At 64.7% G+C, this 20,244-nt stretch carries 21 protein-coding genes; 12 read left to right on the top strand and 9 right to left on the bottom strand.

Annotation, left to right across the window (positions count from 1 at the left end; all coding sequences use genetic code 11):
- Positions 1-7 precede the first annotated feature (7 nt).
- The 3 genes from BM222_RS24320 to BM222_RS24310 all read right to left on the bottom strand — a co-directional run bounded on the left by BM222_RS24320 (position 8) and on the right by BM222_RS24310 (position 3,595).
- Positions 8-1,951, bottom strand: a complete 1,944-nt coding sequence (locus tag BM222_RS24320; protein ID WP_244547224.1) for a carbohydrate porin — start codon at positions 1,949-1,951, stop codon at positions 8-10.
- A gap of 442 nt (positions 1,952-2,393) precedes the next feature.
- A complete protein-coding gene (locus tag BM222_RS24315; RefSeq protein WP_177243423.1) occupies positions 2,394-2,657 on the bottom strand; it encodes a hypothetical protein in 264 nt (87 codons plus the stop codon).
- Between the two features lie 131 nt (positions 2,658-2,788).
- Complete coding sequence (locus BM222_RS24310; RefSeq protein ID WP_092233240.1) at positions 2,789-3,595, bottom strand: creatininase family protein; 807 nt, start codon at positions 3,593-3,595, stop codon at positions 2,789-2,791.
- A 132-nt stretch (positions 3,596-3,727) separates the two neighbouring features.
- Between BM222_RS24310 and BM222_RS24305 the strand changes: the two genes are divergently transcribed.
- The 8 genes from BM222_RS24305 (at position 3,728) to BM222_RS24270 (ending at position 10,569) form a co-directional block, all read left to right on the top strand.
- Positions 3,728-4,750 carry an ABC transporter substrate-binding protein gene (locus BM222_RS24305; protein ID WP_092233237.1) on the top strand — a complete coding sequence of 341 codons (1,023 nt, stop codon included), beginning with the start codon at positions 3,728-3,730 and terminating at the stop codon, positions 4,748-4,750.
- Positions 4,751-4,851: 101 nt separating this feature from the next.
- The gene (locus tag BM222_RS24300; RefSeq protein WP_092233234.1) at positions 4,852-5,667 is read left to right on the top strand and encodes an ABC transporter ATP-binding protein; all 816 of its coding nucleotides are present in this window, start codon (positions 4,852-4,854) and stop codon (positions 5,665-5,667) included.
- A complete protein-coding gene (locus BM222_RS24295) occupies positions 5,664-6,482 on the top strand; it encodes an ABC transporter permease (RefSeq protein ID WP_092233231.1) in 819 nt (272 codons plus the stop codon). The genes BM222_RS24300 and BM222_RS24295 overlap by 4 nt, the downstream gene beginning before the upstream one ends.
- On the top strand, positions 6,482-7,471 hold the full coding sequence (locus BM222_RS24290) for a 2-hydroxyacid dehydrogenase (protein WP_092233228.1): 990 nt from the start codon (positions 6,482-6,484) through the stop codon (positions 7,469-7,471). The genes BM222_RS24295 and BM222_RS24290 overlap by 1 nt, the downstream gene beginning before the upstream one ends.
- A complete protein-coding gene (locus BM222_RS24285; protein WP_092233225.1) occupies positions 7,471-8,163 on the top strand; it encodes an AprI/Inh family metalloprotease inhibitor in 693 nt (230 codons plus the stop codon). The genes BM222_RS24290 and BM222_RS24285 overlap by 1 nt, the downstream gene beginning before the upstream one ends.
- Positions 8,164-8,321: 158 nt before the next feature.
- Positions 8,322-8,729, top strand: coding sequence for a YciI family protein (locus BM222_RS24280; RefSeq protein ID WP_092233222.1), 408 nt, complete (start codon positions 8,322-8,324; stop codon positions 8,727-8,729).
- Positions 8,730-8,760: 31 nt separating this feature from the next.
- The gene (locus BM222_RS24275) at positions 8,761-10,041 is read left to right on the top strand and encodes an RNA polymerase sigma factor (protein WP_092233218.1); all 1,281 of its coding nucleotides are present in this window, start codon (positions 8,761-8,763) and stop codon (positions 10,039-10,041) included.
- Between the two features lie 222 nt (positions 10,042-10,263).
- A complete protein-coding gene (locus tag BM222_RS24270) occupies positions 10,264-10,569 on the top strand; it encodes a YMGG-like glycine zipper-containing protein (protein ID WP_092233215.1) in 306 nt (101 codons plus the stop codon).
- Positions 10,570-10,601: 32 nt separating this feature from the next.
- Here the strand turns inward: BM222_RS24270 and BM222_RS24265 are convergent, their stop codons facing one another.
- Together BM222_RS24265 and radC are read right to left on the bottom strand one after the other, a co-directional pair.
- A complete protein-coding gene (locus tag BM222_RS24265; protein WP_092233455.1) occupies positions 10,602-11,393 on the bottom strand; it encodes a bestrophin-like domain in 792 nt (263 codons plus the stop codon).
- A gap of 177 nt (positions 11,394-11,570) precedes the next feature.
- A complete protein-coding gene (radC, locus tag BM222_RS24260; protein WP_092233212.1) occupies positions 11,571-12,284 on the bottom strand; it encodes a RadC family protein in 714 nt (237 codons plus the stop codon).
- Positions 12,285-12,579: 295 nt separating this feature from the next.
- Between radC and BM222_RS24255 the strand changes: the two genes are divergently transcribed.
- Complete coding sequence (locus tag BM222_RS24255) at positions 12,580-13,020, top strand: antibiotic biosynthesis monooxygenase family protein (RefSeq protein ID WP_177243422.1); 441 nt, start codon at positions 12,580-12,582, stop codon at positions 13,018-13,020.
- A 91-nt stretch (positions 13,021-13,111) separates the two neighbouring features.
- Positions 13,112-14,002 carry a sigma-70 family RNA polymerase sigma factor gene (locus BM222_RS24250; protein WP_092233452.1) on the top strand — a complete coding sequence of 297 codons (891 nt, stop codon included), beginning with the start codon at positions 13,112-13,114 and terminating at the stop codon, positions 14,000-14,002.
- A 15-nt stretch (positions 14,003-14,017) separates the two neighbouring features.
- Here the strand turns inward: BM222_RS24250 and map are convergent, their stop codons facing one another.
- On the bottom strand, positions 14,018-14,836 hold the full coding sequence (map, locus tag BM222_RS24245; protein WP_092233206.1) for a type I methionyl aminopeptidase: 819 nt from the start codon (positions 14,834-14,836) through the stop codon (positions 14,018-14,020).
- A gap of 110 nt (positions 14,837-14,946) precedes the next feature.
- Positions 14,947-16,263, bottom strand: coding sequence for a mechanosensitive ion channel family protein (locus tag BM222_RS24240; RefSeq protein ID WP_092233203.1), 1,317 nt, complete (start codon positions 16,261-16,263; stop codon positions 14,947-14,949).
- Between the two features lie 212 nt (positions 16,264-16,475).
- Between BM222_RS24240 and BM222_RS24235 the strand changes: the two genes are divergently transcribed.
- Both BM222_RS24235 and BM222_RS24230 read left to right on the top strand, forming a co-directional pair.
- On the top strand, positions 16,476-18,269 hold the full coding sequence (locus tag BM222_RS24235) for a potassium/proton antiporter (protein ID WP_092233200.1): 1,794 nt from the start codon (positions 16,476-16,478) through the stop codon (positions 18,267-18,269).
- A gap of 324 nt (positions 18,270-18,593) precedes the next feature.
- Positions 18,594-18,854 carry a PepSY domain-containing protein gene (locus tag BM222_RS24230; protein ID WP_092233196.1) on the top strand — a complete coding sequence of 87 codons (261 nt, stop codon included), beginning with the start codon at positions 18,594-18,596 and terminating at the stop codon, positions 18,852-18,854.
- 16 nt (positions 18,855-18,870) lie between these two features.
- On the opposite strand, the gene modC is transcribed toward BM222_RS24230, so the two are convergent.
- The gene (modC, locus tag BM222_RS24225) at positions 18,871-19,533 is read right to left on the bottom strand and encodes a molybdenum ABC transporter ATP-binding protein (RefSeq protein WP_092233192.1); all 663 of its coding nucleotides are present in this window, start codon (positions 19,531-19,533) and stop codon (positions 18,871-18,873) included.
- A 2-nt stretch (positions 19,534-19,535) separates the two neighbouring features.
- On the bottom strand, positions 19,536-20,231 hold the full coding sequence (gene modB, locus BM222_RS24220; protein WP_092233189.1) for a molybdate ABC transporter permease subunit: 696 nt from the start codon (positions 20,229-20,231) through the stop codon (positions 19,536-19,538).
- Positions 20,232-20,244 lie beyond the last annotated feature (13 nt).

Below are 20,244 nucleotides of genomic sequence, written 5' to 3'. Positions count from 1 at the left end.
CCTGGGGCTAAAACTCGGCGTGGAGCCGGCCTGAGAAGATCGAGACCGGTCCACGGTCGGCGTTATAGGCCGGGTTTGTGATCAATTGATAGTCGGCGGTCATCGTCACGCCCTTGATCACCTGATAAGCGTAGTAGGTCTCGAGGATGCGTTCGGGGCTGTAGTTGAGCCGGCCGTCGCCGATCAACAGACCGGTGCCGCCGGCCGCGAGGAAGTCGCGATGTGCGGACGACAGGCCGTTGATGGCACCACCAATGCCGATCGTGTCGTCAGGACGTCCCCAGCTTCTGCCCTTGATCGATAAACCGCCCGACAGGCTGCGGTCGATGTCGGTGAAGGACAGGATCTGGTTCTGTCCGTCGTTCCAGCTCGCCCGCGCGAACAGTCCGACGTCCTTGACGATCTGCTGCTCGAGATTGACGTAGAATCCGTATTTGAGCCGGTCGCGCTGATCTGCGTTGGCAATCGCGTTGATATCGAGTCCCGGGTTCGCTGCCGCCAGATCGAGGACCTCGCGGTAGTTGGCGGTATTGCCGCTGTTGGCGAAGACGCCGACGCGCAATTTGCCGGGCTGCTCGAGGATCGTATGGCGCTCCTCGAATTCGACGACCGTGCCGCCGGTCTTGAAGGTCAGCACGTCGCTGTTCGGCGCGGACGGCACCTCGAACAGGCCGGCGCGAACGGCCCAATCCTTGCGGTTGAGCTCGACCACCGCGCCGCGGGTATAGCCGGGCAGGTCGGCGGGGAAGTCGTAGGCGGCCGATGCCCACATCGCCCAGTTCATGAAGTCGGCGCGCGGGTCTTTCGCATAAGAATTGCCGTCGAAGAAATCACCGACGGCGAAGCGGCCGACGATCAGGGTGACGCGGTCGATATCGCGCTTGCCGGCAAGCTGGTTCGGTGCATCCTCGACCGTTTCCTGCTCGCCGCCGAGCCCGAAGGTCTGCTTGAGGTAGTAGCGCTGCGCGCGGATCTTGGGGAATGCCGCGCCGGCCTTCTGCGCTTCGCCATTGGAGAAGCCGGCGAGGCCGAGCGTGCCGTTGAGACCAAAGCCCTGCGCGAGCTCGGGATTGAAATAGAATTCGCCGCCGTCCCACAGCCGCGCGCCAAGGAAGGCCGTCGTCGTCCATGTCTCCTGGAATTGGCCGCCGCCCGGCAGGCTCTGCGGGCCCGCATAGGGCGAATGAATCGGCCCATAGCCTTGCGGTATCAAGGTCGTCTGTGCGTGGACGTTCCAGTCGTCGGATTCCGGAAGCTTGGGCTTGCCGACCGCCGGCATCCAGGGCGTATCGCCGAACTGATAGTTCAGGCCGAGCTTGAACAGGTGAAGACGCGGATCGACATTGACGCTGCCGAGACCGAAGCCGCTGAGGTCGTAAGTTTTGCGCGAGAGGTCGACATATTCGTATTCGGCCTTCGCGGTCCAGTTGCCGCTGACGGCGTATTCGAGACCGAGGCCCGCGGTCCATCCGGCCTGATAGTGGCCGACCGGGAAGAGCGGCGTGACACCGTCGGTGTCGTTGACGTTGATATGCGTGTGACCCCAGGCGAGGCCGCCGGTGACGTAGGGCATGAAGCGGTCGAAGGCATAGCCGACGCGGCCACGTAGGGTGCCGACATAGTCCATCGTGGTGTTGAATGGCACCGGTGAACGCGCCAGTGCCGGACCGTCCGTCGGCCCCGTGAACGTCGCGTCCGCCTCGATGCCGAGCACCACGCGATTGGAAAGTTGCCTGTTGTAGCCGAGCTGGTAGCCGCCGCTGAATCCGGTCGCGCTATGAGGCAGCAGCGCGCCCTGCTCGGGCAGGGGATTGGAGCCCGGCCCGAAACTCGCGTCGCCGTAGGCGACATGACCGCCGACATAGAAGCCGGTCCAGTCGTAGGCGGTTTTCGCGGCGCGCGCCTTCAGCGGCAGGTCAGCGGCATAGCTGGCAGCCGGCAAAGCGAGCACGCCCGAGGCAATCGCCGCCGCCGTCCGCACAGACCTGTAACGGTGACCTCTCAACGTCAAAACCTACGCCCCCCGTCGCGACCGTGCCCAACCGCCGCCCGACATCCCTGCCAATTCGCGGCGATCCTGTCATCAGGGTCTTGGCTGGCCACGCGACCCCGACGAGATGAGTTCGTCTCGGTGCGATTTCACCCAGGATCGCGCCAAGTCCCTGCGCCAGTTGCGAAGATTATTGCTAATAGTTCGCAATAGCAACTAGTGCGGAACGCCGCGAAGGATGGTTCGCATCCTTATGTGACGAGACTGCAACAAAATTACCGGCGGGGAAAAAGGATGACCCCGCCCGGGGGGACGGCCGGGCGGGGTCGGGGCGCGACACGGGGTGGATGAGGCGCCCGTGTCGGACGCAAGATCCACGTCAGATCGGCCTCAGCACCTCGAATCAGTAGCAGGAGCGCACGCGGCCGACGTACTGGCCGAAGGCGTTGTACTGGGCGACCCAGCCGCAGCGGTGATAGCCGTAGTAATAGGGCTCATTGCTGGCGGCGATCGCGGTGCCGACAATGGCGGCGGTGGCGATGCCGGCGCCGACACCCCAGCCCCAGCCGAGCGGCTTGGCTTCGGCCTGCGACGTGGTGGCGGCGATGCTGCCAGTCACGGCGAGGGCAGCGAGCGCGAGTGCGGCAATTCTGGTCTTGATCGACATCTGAAACTCCATCCGGGTTGAGGCTGTGGTCCGCGTGCCCAGTTGGACGGTCCCTTGCCGCATCGGGTTCGAAACCGCCTCAGGCGGTCCCGGGCTCTGTCATTTATCGAATGATTACAGATGGATGTGAGCTAGCCGAGAGGACCCTTGGCGAGCCTGGTCACGTCGAAGTTATCGACCTCGTCAAGCAGCTCGCAAAAGGCGCGCGCGCCCTGCTCGAGGAGCTGTTCGCCTTTCCCGGCGACGGCCAGAGTCGCATTGCCGACGGCGCCGCTGGCGTTGAGATCCTGCGCCTGCCAGGCAAACGGGGCGGGCCGCTGCGTCGACAGCCAGCGATATCGTTTTTCCATTGCGATGCTGCTCGCAGGAAAATCCGCGATCGCGTCAGTGCGCACCTGGTCTGGATAACGCGACAGCATGATCGAGGTCTCGACCGCGCCGCCATGAATGCCGTGGCGCACTTCATCTGACGGGAACAGCGTTTCCGCGCCCGACAGCCGCGACCACGACGTCGTCACCACGAATAGTTTGTGATGCGCGCGAAGATCCTGCGCCACCAGCATCATCGCCGCGCTGTTGCCGCCATGGCTGGTGATGATGACGAGCTTTTTCACGCCGCGTCGCGCGACATCCTCCCCGATCCCTGTCCATCGCTTCAGCGCCACTTCTGTCGGCAGCGTTTGCGTGCCCGGATAATCGATATGCTCGGTGGAGATGCCGACGGGTTCAACGGGCAGGAATGTCACGGGGGCGGTCGCAGGCAGCACCTCCCGCACGCGCGCGAGATAGGCCTCGGCGATCAGCACGTCGGTCTCGTTAGGCAGATGCGGGCCATGCTGCTCGGTTGCCGCCAGCGGCAGCACCGCGATCCAGCGCGAAACATCCGTGCGGCTGGCATCGGCCCAGCGGATCTCGATCCAGTCGCGGGGAGGCGTCATCGAGGTTTCTTTGCCCGAATTTGTCACGTAGGTTGGGGGTATCAGGGGACGCGGGCCCGGCCGGCCAGCGTCCCCTTGCGGTTCTATCGCGTTGCTTTCACATCGGCCAGACACGATCGACGGAGTGCATTCATGAGCCCCTCCCATCTGCGGCGAGCGTTAACGGCGGGCTTGCTGGCCACTGTCGTATCGATCCTGCCGGCGCGCAGCGAGACCCTGGACAAGGTCACCTTCGGCACCAATTGGGTCGCCGAGGCCGAGCATGGCGGTTTCTTCCAGGCGGTCGCCGATGGCACCTACAAGAAGTACGGGCTCGACGTCTCCATCGTTCCGGGCGGACCCAACGAGAACAACCGGATGCTGCTGATCGCCGGGAAGATCGATTTCTTCATGGCCGCGAACACGCTGATGTCGTTCGACGCAGTCGCCAATAACGTCCCCGTGGTGACGATCGCTGCGATGTTCCAGAAGGATCCGCAAGTGCTGCTGTCGCAGCCGGACGCGAAGGTCACCAGGATCCAGGACCTCAAGCCGCTGACGCTGTTCGTCTCCAAGGAGGGCATGAGCAGCTACTTCCAGTGGCTGAAGTCCGAATACGGCTTCAGCGAGAAGAACGTCCGTCCCTACAATTTCAACCCGCAGCCCTTCATCGCCAATCCCAAGAGCGCGATGCAAGGCTATGTGACATCGGAGCCGTTTGCGGTCGAGAAGGCCGCCGGCTTCAAACCGAACGTGATCCTGCTCGCCGATGCCGGCTTCAACACCTATTCGACCTTGATCGAGACCCGCCGTGACGTGGTCGAGAAGAAGCCCGACATGGTGCAGCGCTTCGTCGATGCCTCGATCGTCGGCTGGTACAATTACATCTACGGCGACAATTCCGCCGGCAACGCCATGATCAAGAAGCTCAACCCGGAGATGACCGACGATCTGCTCGCTTATTCCGTCGCCAAGATGAAGGAATACGGCATCGTCGATTCCGGCGACAGCCTGAAGGCCGGCATCGGCGCGATGAGCGACGACCGTTACACCTCCTTCTTCAACAAGATGGTGAAGGCGGGCGTCGTCAAAGGCGATCTCGACTTCCGCAAGTCCTACACCCTGCGCTTCGTCAACAAGGGCGTCGGGGTCGAGCTGCGCCCGAACAAGCCGTAACGCATGACTGGGCCGGGAATAGCGGTGGCTTGGTTCACCTCTCCCCGTTGGGGAGAGGTGAGAGACGCGGCCCGAGCGAGCCCCACCACAGCCAGCGATCAATGGTAGAGAACAGACCTTCGCCCACGGTCGAGGCCAGCCTGACGGCGCTCGCCGTCAGCCTGCGCGGCGTGACGAAAGTCTACGACAACGGCGTCATGGCGCTCGGTCCGCTCGATCTCGCCGTGCGCAAGGGCGAGTTCATCTCGCTGCTCGGACCCTCCGGCTGCGGCAAGTCGACGGTGTTGAGGCTGATCGCGGGTCTCAGTGCGCAGTCATCGGGTACGGTACGAATGTCGCGTCATGAAGGCCCGAGGCAGCCCGGCCATGGCATCGGCTTCGTGTTTCAGGAGCCGACCCTGATGCCCTGGACCAGCGTGCGCGAGAACGTGCGGCTGCCGCTCAGGCTTGGCGGCGTCTCGAAGCCCGAAGGGCGGGCGCGGGCCGATGCCGCGCTGGCGAGCGTCGGGCTTGCCGATTTCGCCGACGCCGTCCCGCGCGAATTGTCCGGCGGCATGAAGATGCGGGTGTCGCTCGCGCGCGCGCTCGTCACCGATCCGGACATTCTTCTCATGGATGAGCCGTTCGCAGCGCTCGACGAGATCACGCGCTTCCGCCTCAACAATGATCTGCTCGCGTTGTGGCGCAGCCTTGGCAAGACCGTCATCTTCGTCACCCATTCGGTGTTCGAATCCGTCTATCTGTCGCAGCGCGTCGTGGTCATGACGGCGCGGCCGGGCCGCATCCAGGCGGACATCCGCATCGAGACCGTCGAACCGCGCAGCGAAGAGTTTCGCACCTCGACGGCCTATTCCGATTACTGTCGGAAAGTCTCGGCCGCGCTGGCGCCCTCCTATCAGGGACAGTCGATGCTATGAACGCGCGAGCCGCCATTCCCGCAAAGCCATCAGGCGGGCAAGCCGCGATGCGGTTCGTACTTCCGATCGCCGTATTCGCCGCCGGCCTCGCGGCCTGGGAGCTCGTGGTTCGCATCAGGGATGTTCCGCCTTACGTCCTGCCGGCGCCGTCGGTGATTTTCCTGACCTTGATCAAGGACTGGGCGGTGCTGTCGCAATCGCTCGCCGTCACGCTGTTGACGACGCTCGAAGGCTTCATCGCTGCCAGCATCGGCGGCATTGCGCTGGCATTGCTGTTCAACCAGTCGAAATGGGTCGAATATACGTTGTTCCCCTATGCCGTCGTGCTCCAGGTGACACCTGTCATCGCGATCGCGCCGTTACTCCTGATTTATCTGGAGCAGCAGACGGCGGTAGTCGTTTGCGCTTTCATCGTCGCCTTCTTCCCGGTGCTGTCGAACACCACGCTCGGCTTGAATTCGGTCGACCGCAATCTCGCCGGCCTGTTCCAGCTTTACGGCGCCTCGCCGCCGCAAACGCTGCGCTTTCTGAAATTGCCGGCGGCGCTGCCCTATATCCTCGGCGGGCTGCGCATTGCCGGCGGCCTGTCGCTGATCGGCGCGGTGGTGGCCGAGATCGCGGCGGGAACTGCAGGTGCCGGCTCCGGTCTTGCCTACAGGATCGCCGAGTCGGGCTATCGATTGAACATACCCCGCATGTTCGCAGCGCTGCTTTTGTTGTCGTTGGCCGGGATTGTCATCTATGGGGTGCTGGCGCTAGTTTCCCACCTCGTTTTACGGCGCTGGCACGAGAGCGCGCTTGGAAAGGAAGCCTGATGTCTACCGGTTCGATTTCGTCCGACAAGATCGACCTTCTGATCTATGGGCCGGTGCGGCCGATCCTCGAGAACGGGTTTTCCGATCAATTCGTCGTTCACAAGGCCGAGACACGCGGCGACCTGGAGCGGCTGACCCCGGCGATCCGCGACAGGATCCGCGGTGTCGCGGTGACCTATCACACCGTCCGCGCCGACAAGGATTCGCTGTCGCAGCTGCCCAAGATCGAGATGGTGGCAAGCTTCGGCGTCGGCTACGACCATGTCGACGCCAAATACGCTGCCGAGCACAACATCATCGTCACCAACACGCCTGACGTGCTGACCGAGGAGGTCGCCGACGTCGCGATGGGCCTGCTGATCTCCACGCTGCGCGAGTTCATCAAGGCCGACCGCTACGTGCGCTCGGGCCTCTGGCAGACCCAGAACTATCCGCTCAGCGTCGGCTCGTTGCGCGACCGCAAGGTCGGCATCGTCGGCATGGGCCGGATCGGCCAGGCCATCGCGCGCCGGCTCGATGCTTCGCTGGTGCCGGTGGTCTATCATTCCCGCAATCCGTCCAAGGACGTCTCCTACCAGCACTACCCTGATCTGATCGAGATGGCGAAGGCGGTCGACACGTTGATGGTGATCGTGCCTGGCGGCGCTGCTACCGAAAAGATGATCAATGCGGACGTGCTCAAGGCGCTCGGCCCGCGCGGCGTGCTGGTCAACGTCGCGCGCGGCTCGGTGGTCGACGAACAGGCGCTGGTCCAGGCCCTGAAATCGGGCACCATCCTCGCCGCCGGCCTCGACGTGTTCGCGGCCGAGCCCAACGTGCCTGATGAGCTCAAGACCATGCAGAATGTCGTGCTGCTGCCGCATATCGGCTCGGCCTCGGTGGTGACGCGCAATGCGATGGACCAGCTCGTGATCGACAACCTCAAGTCCTGGTTCTCCGGAAAGCCGCCGTTGACGCCGGTCGTCGAAACGCCGTTCAAGGGGCGCTGATGTCAGTTCTTCGGGTCATTGCATTCGCCGTCGTGGCCCATTTGGCCTCGCTCTGCAGCGCACATGCGCAGGATGCCAAGGCCCTGAAGAAGGAGATGATCGGGCAGTGGGAGCTTTCGACCACGGAGCGCAGCAAGACCTGCGTCGTCACGATCAAGGGCGATCCCGTGGCGCAGGGCTTCAAGTTGGAGCTGGAGCCGGCCTGCAAGACCGCGCTGCCCTTCACCAAGGACATCGTGGCCTGGAGCATCAAGGGCCTCGACATCGTCCGCTTGCAGGATGCATCCGGCGAATCCGTGATCGACTTCACCGAGGTCGAGGCCGGCATTTTCGAGGGCCTGCGGCAGGGCGAGGGCGTCTACATCCTGCAGGACCTCGCCGCCGCCCGCTCGATGGCCAAGTCGATGGACCAGATGATCGGCGACTGGGCGATGGTGCGCGGCGACGGCCAGCCGATCTGCGGGCTGACGCTGACCAACACGGAAGCCGATCAGGACAATTTCCAGGTCTTTCTCAAGCCGAAATGCGATGCGGCGATCGCCCAGTTCAACCCGACGCAATGGCGGCTCGATCGCGGCCAAATCATCCTGATGTCGAAATCAGGCGAGGTCTGGCAGTTCGAGGCCGACGACAATGCGCAATGGCGCCGGGTTCCCGATACCGCCGATCCCCTGATCATGCTGCGCCAATAGCACCTCTCCGTTCCTGCAATTTGTCTGGGTGCCCAATTTTTCTTGCTGCCAATTTTTCTTGATGCCTATGTCGATCCGGTCCCTGCCGGATCGTCATCTCTTGTAGCGAGCTGATCGCGGCCGAACCGGCCGCGTCTCGCCTTATCCAGGAGTTTTGCATGCGCTTCATGTACATCGTCACCTCCAGCCAGCCCATGAAAGGCCCGTCTCCGGCGCTGATGGAGGCCATGCAGAAAATATCCGAGCGGGAAATCAAGGCCGGCCGGATGATCGACAATGGCGGGTTGATGCCGCTTGCGACCGGTGCCCGCGTGCGGATCGTCGACGGGGAGCTCAGCGTCATCGATGGTCCCTTCATCGAAGCCAAGGAAGTGGTCGGCGGCTATGCCATTTTCGAGCTGCGCGACAAGGCGGAGGCCCTCGCGATGGCCAAGGAATTCATGCAGCTGCACCTCGATCACATGCCGGGCTGGGACGGTACCTGCGAGCTACGGGCCTTCGCCACGCCGGGCGTCGATGGCGCCTGCGAGGTCGATTCGCGCGCAGGGGTAGCCGCGCACGCCTGATGCACAGCAACGCGCATCACGGTCGGCGGCAATGACGGCCGCCGACATCGATCAAACCATCCGTGCCACGATTCACGCAACCTGGCGCGTCGTGCAGCCGCGGCTGATCGCGACGCTGTCGCGCATGCTGCGCGACGTGCCGTTGGCGGAAGAGCTGACCCAGGATGCGCTGGTGGCGGCGCTGGAAGCGTGGCCCGGCATCGGCGTGCCCGACAATCCCGGGGCATGGCTGATGACGACCGCGAGGCGCCGTGCGCTCGATCATTTGCGCCGCGGCAAGATGCTCGGCGAGAAGCACGACATGCTGACGCGGGACATGTTGCAGGAGCAGGAGACCGTGCCGGATTTCGATGCCGCGCTCGACGACGACATCGGCGATGAATTGCTGCGGCTGATCTTCACCGCCTGTCATCCGATCCTGTCGCGAGAGGCGCGTTCGGCGCTGGCGCTGCGCATGATCTGCGGCTTGACCACCTCCGAGATCGCGCGCGCCTATCTCGTGCCCGAGGCCACCATCTCCCAGCGCATCGTCCGCGCCAAGCGCACGCTGTCGAATTCCGGCCTCGGCTACGAGACGCCGGGCGGCGAGGCTCTGTCGGAGCGTCTCGCCTCGGTGCTGGAGGTCGTCTACCTGATTTTCAACGAGGGCTATCTCGCGGCACGCGGCGAGGAATGGCTGCGGCCGCAGCTTTGCGACGAGGCGCTGCGCATGGGCCGCGTGCTCGCAGGGCTCGCGCCTGACGAGCCCGAGGTTCACGGCCTCGTCGCACTGATGGATCTGAATGCGGCGCGGGCCCGCGCGCGCACCGATGCGAATGGTGATCCCATTCTGCTGATGGACCAGGATCGCACGCTCTGGGACTGGTTGCAGATCCGCCGCGGCCTGCGTTCACTCGAACGTGCCGGCGAGCTCGGCGGCTCCAGGGGGTTTTACGCGCTCCAGGCCGCAATCGCGGCATGTCACGCCAGGGCGGAGACCGCTGCCGCGACCAACTGGCAGCGCATCGCGCAGCTTTACGGCGAATTGGCGCGGTTGGTGCGCTCGCCGATCATCGAGCTCAATCGCGCGGTCGCGGTCGGCATGGCCGAGGGGCCGCAGGCCGGACTTGATGTCCTTGATACGGTCGCCGGTGCGCCGGCGCTGGCGGCCTATCACCATCTGCCGGCGGTTCGCGGCGACCTCCTGCAGAAGCTCGGACGGATCGCAGAGGCGCGGCAGGCCTTCGAAGCCGCCGCGCGTCTTGCGACCAATGGGCGCGAGCGCGCGCTGATGCAGCGCCGCGCCGCGGCGCTCGACGCTCAGAAAATCTAGAGCATGATCCGGAAAAGTGTGGCGCGGCTTTCCGAAAAGCTCATGCTCAAGCAAAGAGCCCCGATTGCGATCATTCCCGAAAGTGCAGCCGAGTGCCTTCGGTTTGAGGCGCAATCATACGTCGCGACAGGCCCGCCTTGGGGCGCGCCCGGCCAGGACGATTGTTCTGGCCCGGAGGGGCTCGAAACGCTATGACTGCGCCATCCGTTGGGAGGATTCGGAATGCTTCGACGCCTTGGAATTGCAGCATGTTTCGCGGTCGCGATGGCCGTCCCGGTCCATGATGCCGTGGCGCAGGACGCCGTCGGCGGCGCCATCATCGGCGGCGTGGGCGGAGCGATTTTGGGTGGCGCGCTCGGCGGTGGCCGTGGCGCGGCCATTGGCGCGGTCGTTGGCGCCGGCACGGGAGCTGCGATCGCCTCCGAAGGCGAGCGGCGCCGCTCCGGCTATTACGCCTATCAGCGCGGCTGCTACATGCAGCGCCGGGATGGCCGTTACGTGCCGGTCGATCCGCGCTACTGCTACTGAGTAGCCAACTGACGCGGGCACGGCCCGCGCAGTCAGCTTCGTCTCGCGGGGACCTCCGGCATGATCTGACGCAGCGGCTCCGGCGAGATCGATATCTGGCCCGTGAACGGACGGTCGTGCGCCGCGATCAGGAGCACCGAGGTGGCGACGCCCGTCGCGAACAGGCCCATCGCGATCGCCGAGCCGAGACGGTTGTCGCAATGAACGAAGCCGATCACCAGCAGCTCGCACAGGGCCTGGAGATAGAGGCACCACCATTTCACCGAATTGACCGAGGCGAGGCTGACGATGATGCGCTGCCGCCGCGCATCCAGCGCCTGCTCCAGCGCGGCGAGGACCTCGCGCTGCGTGGTCTCCTGGGCGCGCCCCTGCGGCGTCATCGTAACGACGAGCTGCAGGGCTTCCGCGAGCGCCGACGGCGTCGCCTTCAGCGAGGCCTCCTGATGCGCCATCATCGGCCATTCCACGGTGACGGCCTGCCCGACATAGTCACGCACCAGCCCGCGTAGCTTCGTCTCCTGCTCCGCCGGCAGGCCGGCTGCGAGCAGCAGGGCGCTTCGAAGCGCGCTGGCCTCGCGGCTCACCGCGGCGCCGGCGCGGTCGCTGTCGCCCCAGACCTGGGCTGCAGTGAAGGCGACGAACAGGCCGAAGATGATGCCGAGCACTGGCAGCATGCCCGGCGAGATCGCCTTCAGCGATGCCGCGCGCTCCTTCGTCGCGACCAGCGCGACGAGGGTGAACACCCCTGCTGCCAGAAGATAAGTGAAGCCGAAGATCACCACCGCCATCAAAGGCACTGGCAGGTTGTGCAGCCAATCGCTCATGTCGTCGTTGCTACGCGATTCGTGGGCCGAAATCAGCCGCATCCGTCGTGACCATCGACACCATGATCGACGGAGACGGCCGTTCGATCACGGCCACACGCACGGTCGCTCTCGGGTTCGATCAGGCCGGCAAAGCGGGATCGTCAAATCGACGATCAAGCCCAAGACGCAGACGGACTAGATCAGCCGCATCCCCTTCAGGCTCGCATGCCCGCTCTTGCCCACGATGATGTGGTCGTGCACGGCAATCCCCAGCGGCTTGGCGATGTCGATGATCGCCTTGGTCATCTGGATGTCGGCTTGCGAGGGCGAGGGATCGCCGCTGGGATGGTTGTGCACCAGGATCAGCGCGGTCGCCGAGAGCTCCAGCGCCCGCTTGATCACCTCGCGCGGATAGACCGGGGTGTGGTCGACGGTGCCGGTCTGCTGCACCTCATCGGCGATCAGCTGGTTGCGCTTGTCAAGGAAGAGCAGGCGAAACTGCTCCTTGTCGGCGAAGGCCATGCTGGTGCGGCAATAGGCGATCACCTCGTTCCAGGACGACAGCGCGTTGCGGCTGTTGACCTCGCCCTTGGCGATGCGGTGCGCGGCGGCAGCGATCAGCTTGAGCTGGTTGATCGCGGCTTCGCCGACGCCATCGACCTCGCGCAAGCGAGCCGCCGGCGCATGGACGACCTCGGCGAACGAGCCGAACACCTTGATCAGCATCTTCGCCAAAGGCTTGGTGTCGCGCCGCGGCAGCGCCGGAAACAGTGCCATCTCCAGCAGCTCGTAGTCGCTGAGCGCATCCGCGCCCGCGCTATAGAAGCGCTCGCGCAGCCGTTCGCGATGGCCGAGATAATGCGGCGTATCTTCGGGCGTGCTGTCGTCGGCGTCGGGCTTGGCAGGCATCGTCCGCCAGCATTGCCACGGATCTCGGCTTTTGCAACCGCCAATTGCAACAAGCCGGGGGCCCGCTTTGACCCGGAACCGGCAAGGCCAGCCGGAAGCTCACCGTCGTCGCCTTCACCCACCGGGCTGGAGCGCGGTTTCGGCACCTTCCCGAGCGAAATTCGCGACGCCGTCTATGGGCAAAGCGGCTGAACGAAAAAAATCCGCACCGACCGTTTCCTTTTCGCCGCCTCGTTCGTCTCTGCGCTGTGGGCCTCGACGAGCGGCCAGCAGGTTTTCGCAAAGGAGAACATCGATGTCAGAGATCAAAGCCACGCCATCGCGTCGTGCGGTGGTTGCCACCGGCCTCCGTGCCGGCGCACTGCTCGCCGCTCAAATCGACCCGTCCTTTGGCCAGAACAGGAGTTCGAACATGGAAGCCACCATTCGCACCGGCAGCGACATCGCGACCCTCGTCAACGTCTTCACGGTCGAGCCCGATGACCAGCAGAAGCTGGTCCTGCTCCTGAAGGAGGGCACCGAGGCCTTTTTCAGCAAGCAGCCCGGCTTCATCTCGTCCAGCGTCCACGCCGGCAAGGAGGGTGGCCGCGCCATCAACTACTCGCAATGGCGCAGCGCTGCGGATATCGAGAATTTCCGCAAGGATCCGAAATTCGCGCCCTACGTCCAACGTCTTGCCGCGATCGCGAAGGCCGAGACGATCCTGTGCGAGGTCGTCGAGGTCAATCATGCCTGACCTCGGCGTGTGGCGCCACGATCCGGATCGGCGTATCACGCTGACAGATGACCGGGAGATTTGCTTGGCAGACGATGCGACGAGCAATGGAATGGGGGCGGTCCGACAGACCGCCCGGCAGGCCCTCGAGCGGCTTGCGGTGGAGATGCGACCGCAACTGCATCGCTATTGCGCGCGCATGACGGGCTCGGTCATCGACGGCGAGGACGTGCTCCAGGAGGCGCTGCTCAAAGCCTTCGAGGCGGCGCCGCGAACCGGAACGCTCGACAATCCGGAAGGCTGGCTGTTTCGCATCGCCCACAACGCTGCGCTGGATTTCCTGCGCCGGCGCGCCCGCTACAACGCGGTCCACTCCGATGAAGATCTGGACATGATCCCCGCTCTGACCAGCGTCGCGACCGAACGTGAGATCGTGGCCGCAAGCCTCGGGACGTTCATGCGCCTGCCCGTGGCGCAGCGAGGCGCCGTGATCCTGCGCGACGTGCTCGGCTATTCCGTCGACGAGGTCTGCGCCATCATGGGCAGCAGCGTCCCGGCCACCAAGGGCGCGCTGCAACGCGGGCGTACCCGGCTTCGCGAACTCGCGGCTGAAACCGACGACGTCAGGCCTCCCGAACTGGAAGCCGCTGAACGTGCCCGCCTGATGCATTATGTCGAGCGCTTCAACGCGCGCGATTTCGATTCCTTGCGCGACATGCTGGCCGACGACGTATGCCTGGAGATGGTCAACCGGACCCGTCGTACCGGCCGCCGCGACGTCAGCGAATATTTCCATCGCTATGAGCAGACCAGCCCCTGGCGCTTCGTGCCGGGCTTCGTCGACCGCCGCCCCGCCATCATCGCGTTCGACCCGCAAGATCCGTCAGGTCCGCCGCGCTACTTCGTCCTGCTCGATTGGGACAACGGCAGCATCGTCAACATCAGGGATTTTCTGTTCGCGCACTACGCGATCGAAGGCGCGGAGCTGTTCACGCTGGAATGACGCCGCGGCGGGCCATCACCCGATCTGCTTCTCGCCGTGCCGCTCCGACAGCGTGAAGATCTCGACGCCCGTCGAGGTCACGCCGACGGAGTGCTCGAACTGCGCCGACAGCGAGCGGTCGCGGGTCACCGCGGTCCAGCCGTCGGACAGGATCTTCACATGCGGCTTGCCGAGGTTGATCATCGGCTCGATGGTGAAGAACATGCCGGGCTTGAGCTGCACGCCTTCGCCGGGCCGGCCGATATGGATGATGTTGGGTTCGTCGTGGAACATGCGTCCCAGGCCATGGCCGCAGAAATCGCGCACCACGCTCATGCCCTGCGGCTCGACGAAGCTCTGGATGGCGTGGCCGATGTCGCCGGTGGTGGCGCCGGGCTTCACCGCGGCGATGCCGCGCATCATCGCCTCATAAGTCACCTCGATCAGCCGCTCGGCCTTGCGCGCGATCGGGCCGACCGCATACATCCGGCTGGAATCGCCGTACCAGCCATCGACGATGAAGGTGACGTCGATGTTGACGATGTCGCCTTCCTTCAACGGACGGTCGCCGGGCATGCCGTGGCAGACCACGTGATTGAGCGAGGTGCAGGTCGAGTAGCGATAGCCACGATACATCAGCGTTGCCGGATAGGCGCCATGGCTGAAGGCGAACTCGCGGACGAACTGGTCGATGCGATCGGTCGGCACGCCGGGGCCGACGATATCAGTGAGCTCGTCCAGACACTTTGCGACCAAAGCACCCGCCTTGCGCATGCCGGCAAAGGCGTTCGGCCCATGCAGCTTGATCTGTCCGGTCTTGCGCAGGGAGGTATCGGTAGCTTCGACGTAGCTCATGCGGGCGCTATCTTCTGGAATATGGCGGAAGGGCTTGATTTGAAGCCCTAATTTAATGATTGCGGGCCCCCATGCAAGCTTGGCCTAGCCGCCATGCGCCCGAAAGCGGCTCAATTCGGGACTTCTACGGTGGTTTCGACCGGCAGCGCGCCGCCGCGGACGCGGATTTCGCGGACAGGATAGGGAACCCGGATGCCCTCGCGCTTGAAGGCGTCCCACAGCGCCAGCATCACGTCGCTCTTGACGTTGTCCATGCCGTCGGGGTCTGCGAGCCAGAGCGTCAGCGAGAACTTCATGCCGGCTTCGGCGAACTCGGTCAGGATGCAGTTCGGCGGCTTGGCCTTCTGCGCGCGTGGATGGGCGGCCGCAGTATCGATGGCCAGCCTGCAGACCAGCCGGGGATCGGCGTCATAATTGGTGCCGAAGGTGATCTTCACCAGCGTGTTCTTGTCGGTATAGGTCCAGTTGACGACCTTCTGCGTCACCAGGTCCTCGTTCGGGATCAGGAATTCGCGGCCGTCGCCGGCGGCGACGGAAATATAGCGCGTCTTCATCGCGCTGATGCGGCCTGTGTTGTCGCCGATGGTGACGAGATCGCCCGGCTTCACCGATTTGTCGGCGAGCAGGATGATGCCGGAGATGAAGTTGGCGACGATCTTCTGCAGGCCGATACCGATGCCGACGCCGACTGCACCGGAGAATACCGCAAGCGCGGAGAGGTCGATGCCGACCGCGCCGAGCGCGATCACGATGGCGACGGCAAGAAGCCCGATGCGGATGATCTTGATCAGCAGCACCTGCACCGACGGCGTCAAATCGGCCGCCGAGTTGATCTTGCTCTCGGCGAAATTGCTGGCGATGTTGGTGAGCCAGAGCGCGATGATCAGCAGCGCGCCGGCCTTGATCACCAGCAGCGGCGTCAGCCGCAGACCGCCGAGCACGATGGCATAGGAGTCGAGCAGCTCGACCGTGGCGTCGAGCTGGCCGAGGATGGAGAGCGCGGCGAAGAACCATGCGGCAACCGACACCAGCTTGACGATGAAGGCATTGCGCAGCACCGAGGTCACGAGCCGGATCGCGAGCCATGCCAGCCCCAGCTTGGCGGCGACCATCAAGAGATAGCTACGGCTCGGCCAGGTCGCGTGATACATCACGACGCGGGAGATGATCACGAGCAGGGTGAACACGGCTGTCGAGGCACTGGCCGCCATCACGTGGACGAAGCGGCGAAGCGGCAGCGGCCAGCGCATGGCGAGCGAGGTCAGGTCGACGCGGCTGTGCGCCGTGGCTTCCGCCGCATAGGCGATCCCCGCCGCCGCCAGAATGAGCCCGAACTGCAGGTAGAACCAGGGCGAGGAGATTTCCGCCCCGACGCTGCGCGCAGTCGTCTGCACGAACTCCATGAGGTCTTTGAGGTCCATGTCCATCTGATGGTCTCGGGGAAGCGGTCGGGCGGGTTTGATTCGGAAGTGCCGCAGAATCCCACAAAGGCCGCGACCGGGCCACCGATACACCGTGAAGTGAAGCGCGTTAAGGCCGTAAAATACGGGCAGATTGCCGCGAGCCGGAGAAAATGGGTTGGCGCGCCCGTCTGGCGACGATAAGGATGCAATTCCAGCGATTTGTACCCGGAAGGTGGATGGCCTCCCTCGACTCCTTCAGCATCGCCATTTTGCTCGGCGCCGTCCTCGTCATGGCCGGTATCCTGTCGAGCCTGCTCGCGCTGCGCTTCGGTGCGCCGTTGCTGCTCGTCTTCCTTGCCATCGGCATGCTCGCCGGCGATTCCGGTCCCGGCCAGCTCCAGTTCAACGATGTCGGCACCACCTATCTGGTCGGCTCGGTGGCGCTGGCCCTGATCCTGTTCGACGGCGGGCTGAAGACGCGCTTTGCCAGCATCCGCGCCGTGCTCGCGCCCTCGATGGTGCTCGCGACCGTCGGCGTGTTGCTGACCGCGTTGATCACGGCGCCGTTCGCGAAATTCGCGCTCGATCTCAACTGGGCGGAGTCGCTGCTGGTCGGCGCGGTCGTCGCCTCCACCGACGCCGCCGCGGTGTTCCTGCTGGTGCACACCCAGGGCCTGCGCCTGCGCCCGCGCGTCGGCGCGACCTTGGAAGCGGAATCCGGCACCAACGATCCGTTCGCGATCTTCCTCACGCTGATGCTGGTCGAGTACATCTCGCTGGGCTCGAGCACACCAGGCCATGTGGTGATGGAGTTCCTCCAGGAAGCGGTGCTCGGCGCCGTCGTCGGCGTGATCGGTGGACGTCTCGTCGTCATCGGGCTCAACAAGGTCGCGCTGCCACAGGGCCTGCACGCGCCTTTCGTCACCACGGCTGCGCTCGTGATCTTCGGCGGCTCGCAGATCATGCATGCCTCCGGATTTCTGGCCGTGTATCTCGCCGGCATCATCATCGGCAACCGGCCGACGCGCGCGCATAATTCGGTGGTGGCGTTTCTCGACGCCGCGACCTGGCTTGCGCAGATCGTGATGTTCGTGCTGCTGGGCCTGCTGGTGTCACCGAGCCGGCTCGGCTCCAGCGTGCTGCCGGCGGTTGCCGTCTCGCTGGTGCTGATGCTGGTGGCGCGTCCGATCGCGGTGTTCGTGTGTCTGGCGCCGTTCCGCTTCAACTGGCGTGAAAAGATCTTCATCGCCTGGACCGGCTTGCGCGGCGCCGTCGCGATCTTCCTGGCGTCGATCCCGATGCTGGTCGGCCTGTCGAAAGCCTATCTCTATTTCGACGTCGCCTTCGTCGTCGTGATCATCTCGCTGCTGCTGCAGGGCTGGACCTTGGCACCGGCCGCGCGAAAACTGCACGTGGCGCTGCCGCGCGCCGAGCGTGGGCCCCGCCGCGTCGAACTGGATCTGCCCGGCCAGCTCGAGCAGCAGCTGGTCGGCTATCCGGTGCGGCCGAAGAGCCTCTATTTCCGCCGCGGGCTGATCCCGTCCTGGTCCAAGCCGACGCTGGTGATCCGCAAAGAGAGCATCTTGACGCCTGTCGAAGCCGAGCCGATCGCGCCCGGCGACTACATCTATTTGCTGGCGCCGCCGGAGAAGGCCGAGGCGCTCGATCGTTTCTTCGTCGACATGCAGCCGAGCACCGCGCCCGATCCGCACCTGCTCGGCGACTTCATGGTATCGGGCGAGCACACGCTCGCCGAGCTCGCCGGGATCTACGGCGTGAAGGTCAGCGACGAGGAAGGCGCGCTCACGCTTGCCGATTATTTCGACGTCCATCTCGACCGCGCGCCGAAGGAGGGCGCCGAGCTTGCGCTGGACGAGATCGTGCTGGTCGCGCGCAGCATCTCCGGCGGCCGCGTAAACGTCGTTGGCCTGCGTCTGCCGGAAGAGGACGAAACGCCCGCGCCGCTGACCCGCAGCCAGGCGCTGCGACGCAAGCTCGCGGAGCTGTGGACCTCGGTGGCCGGCGTTTGATGCTGCCGTCCTGACGAAAGCCCATGGCCGCTGTCGGCCGTTGTCGAGATGATGCCAGCCAGGAACTCGTCATTGCGAGGAGCCCAGCGACAAAATTGCGTCGCAATTTTGCGCGGATGCGACCAAGCAATCCAGGATCTTTCCGCGGAGAGATTTTGGATTGCTTCGCTGCGCTCGCAATGACGGTGGTCGGAACACCGACCGCCACCAAATCGCCGCAACCGCCGAAGATTTGCGCGGCTTCGTGATCGCGGTTCCGGAACGCTCCGCGCCACTGTCGGTTCTTAGCCGCGTAACCGTCAACGCATCCGACAGGAGCAATCCATGCGCAAATGCATCCTGCCCGCCGTCGTCGCAATCGGTCTCGGAACGGCGGCACCGGCAATGGCCTATGACACGGGCGATCAGATCTCGATGCAGGCCGCGCTCGATGTCGCAACCGATATCGGCGTGATGACCATTTCGCACACCGAGTTCGCGGGCGATGAATGGCAGATCGAGGGCCGCGACCGCACCGGCCGCTGGATGGAGGTCGATGTCGATGCTCGCACCGGCGACGTGCGCAACGTCGATCGCGGCTGGTAGCATCCGGGCTACGGCCTCACGTCAGCACCTTCACCCCGCCGAACGACGTCACGCGTCCCTGCCTCAGCATCACGATCTGCGTCGCGAGCTGGCGCAGTTCGGCGGCATCGTGGCTGACATAGACCATCGGGACATTGGCCTCGTCGCGCAAGCGCACCAGGTATGGCAAAATCTCGAGCTTGCGAGCTTCATCGAGCGCGCCGAGCGGCTCGTCGAGCAGAAGCAAACGCGGCTTTGACAACAGCGCGCGGCCGAGCGCGACGCGCTGGCGCTCGCCCCCCGACAGCTTTCCGGGGCGGCGGTCGAGCAGCGTGCCGATATCGAGCAGCTCGATCACGCGCGCGTGCTGCGCCCGATCGGGCGCGAGCCGGTTCATCCGCCGGCCGTAATCGAGATTCTGCGCGACGTCGAGATGCGGAAACAGCCGCGCATCCTGGAACACGTAACCGATGCGGCGGCGCCAGGCCGGCACGTGAATGCCCGACGCGGTGTCGTCGAGCGTCTCGCCGTCGATGACGATGGTGCCGCGGTCGGGCCGCAGCAGCCCTGCGATGATGTTGATCAGCGAGCTCTTGCCGGCGCCGGAGGCGCCGAACAGGCCGGTGACGCGGCCCTCGCTCGAGAACGACGCCGAGAGCGAAAACTCGCCGAGCTGTTTTTCGACGTCGACGCGCAGCATGGTCAATTCCCGTGCAGGCGCGCCGTGGCGCGGCGAGCGAACCATTCGGCGGCGATGAGCGCACCGAGTGCGAGGACAACGGAGACGATCACGAGCCGCCCCGCGGCGGCGTCGCCGTCAGGTGTCTGGATCAGCGAATAGATCGCGGACGAGATCGTCTGGGTCTCGCCGGGAATGTTGGAGACGAAGGTGATGGTCGCGCCGAACTCGCCGATCGCCTTGGCAAAGCCCAGCACCATGCCGGCAAGCACGCCGGGCAGCGCCAGGGGAAGCGTCACCGTGAAGAACACCTTGAAAGGCGCGGCGCCAAGCGTCTCGGCGGCCTGCTCCAGCCTGCGGTCGATCGCCTCGATTGACAGCCGCATCGGCCGCACCAAAAGCGGAAACGACATCACGCCGCAGGCGAGCGCCGCTCCGGTCCAGCGGAAGGCGAAGACGATGCCGAGATGATCGGCGAGAAAGCCGCCGACGAGACCGCGGCGGCCGAAGGTGAGAAGCAGCAGATAGCCGGTCACGACAGGCGGCAGCACCAGGGGCAGATGCACGACGGCATCCAGAACCGACTTGCCCCAAAAATCCTTTCGGGCAAGCAGCCACGCCAGCGCAATGCCGAACGGCGTTGCCACCAGCGTCGCGATCACGGCGACCCTGAGCGAGAGCAGGATCGCCGTCCATTCGGCGGCAGAGATGTCGAGCACGACAATCAGGTGG

Source organism: Bradyrhizobium sp. Gha, from assembly GCF_900113735.1.
GTDB lineage: Bacteria > Pseudomonadota > Alphaproteobacteria > Rhizobiales > Xanthobacteraceae > Bradyrhizobium.
Note: the sequence above shows the minus strand (reverse complement) of the source record. Positions and strands in the feature narration are given on the sequence as shown.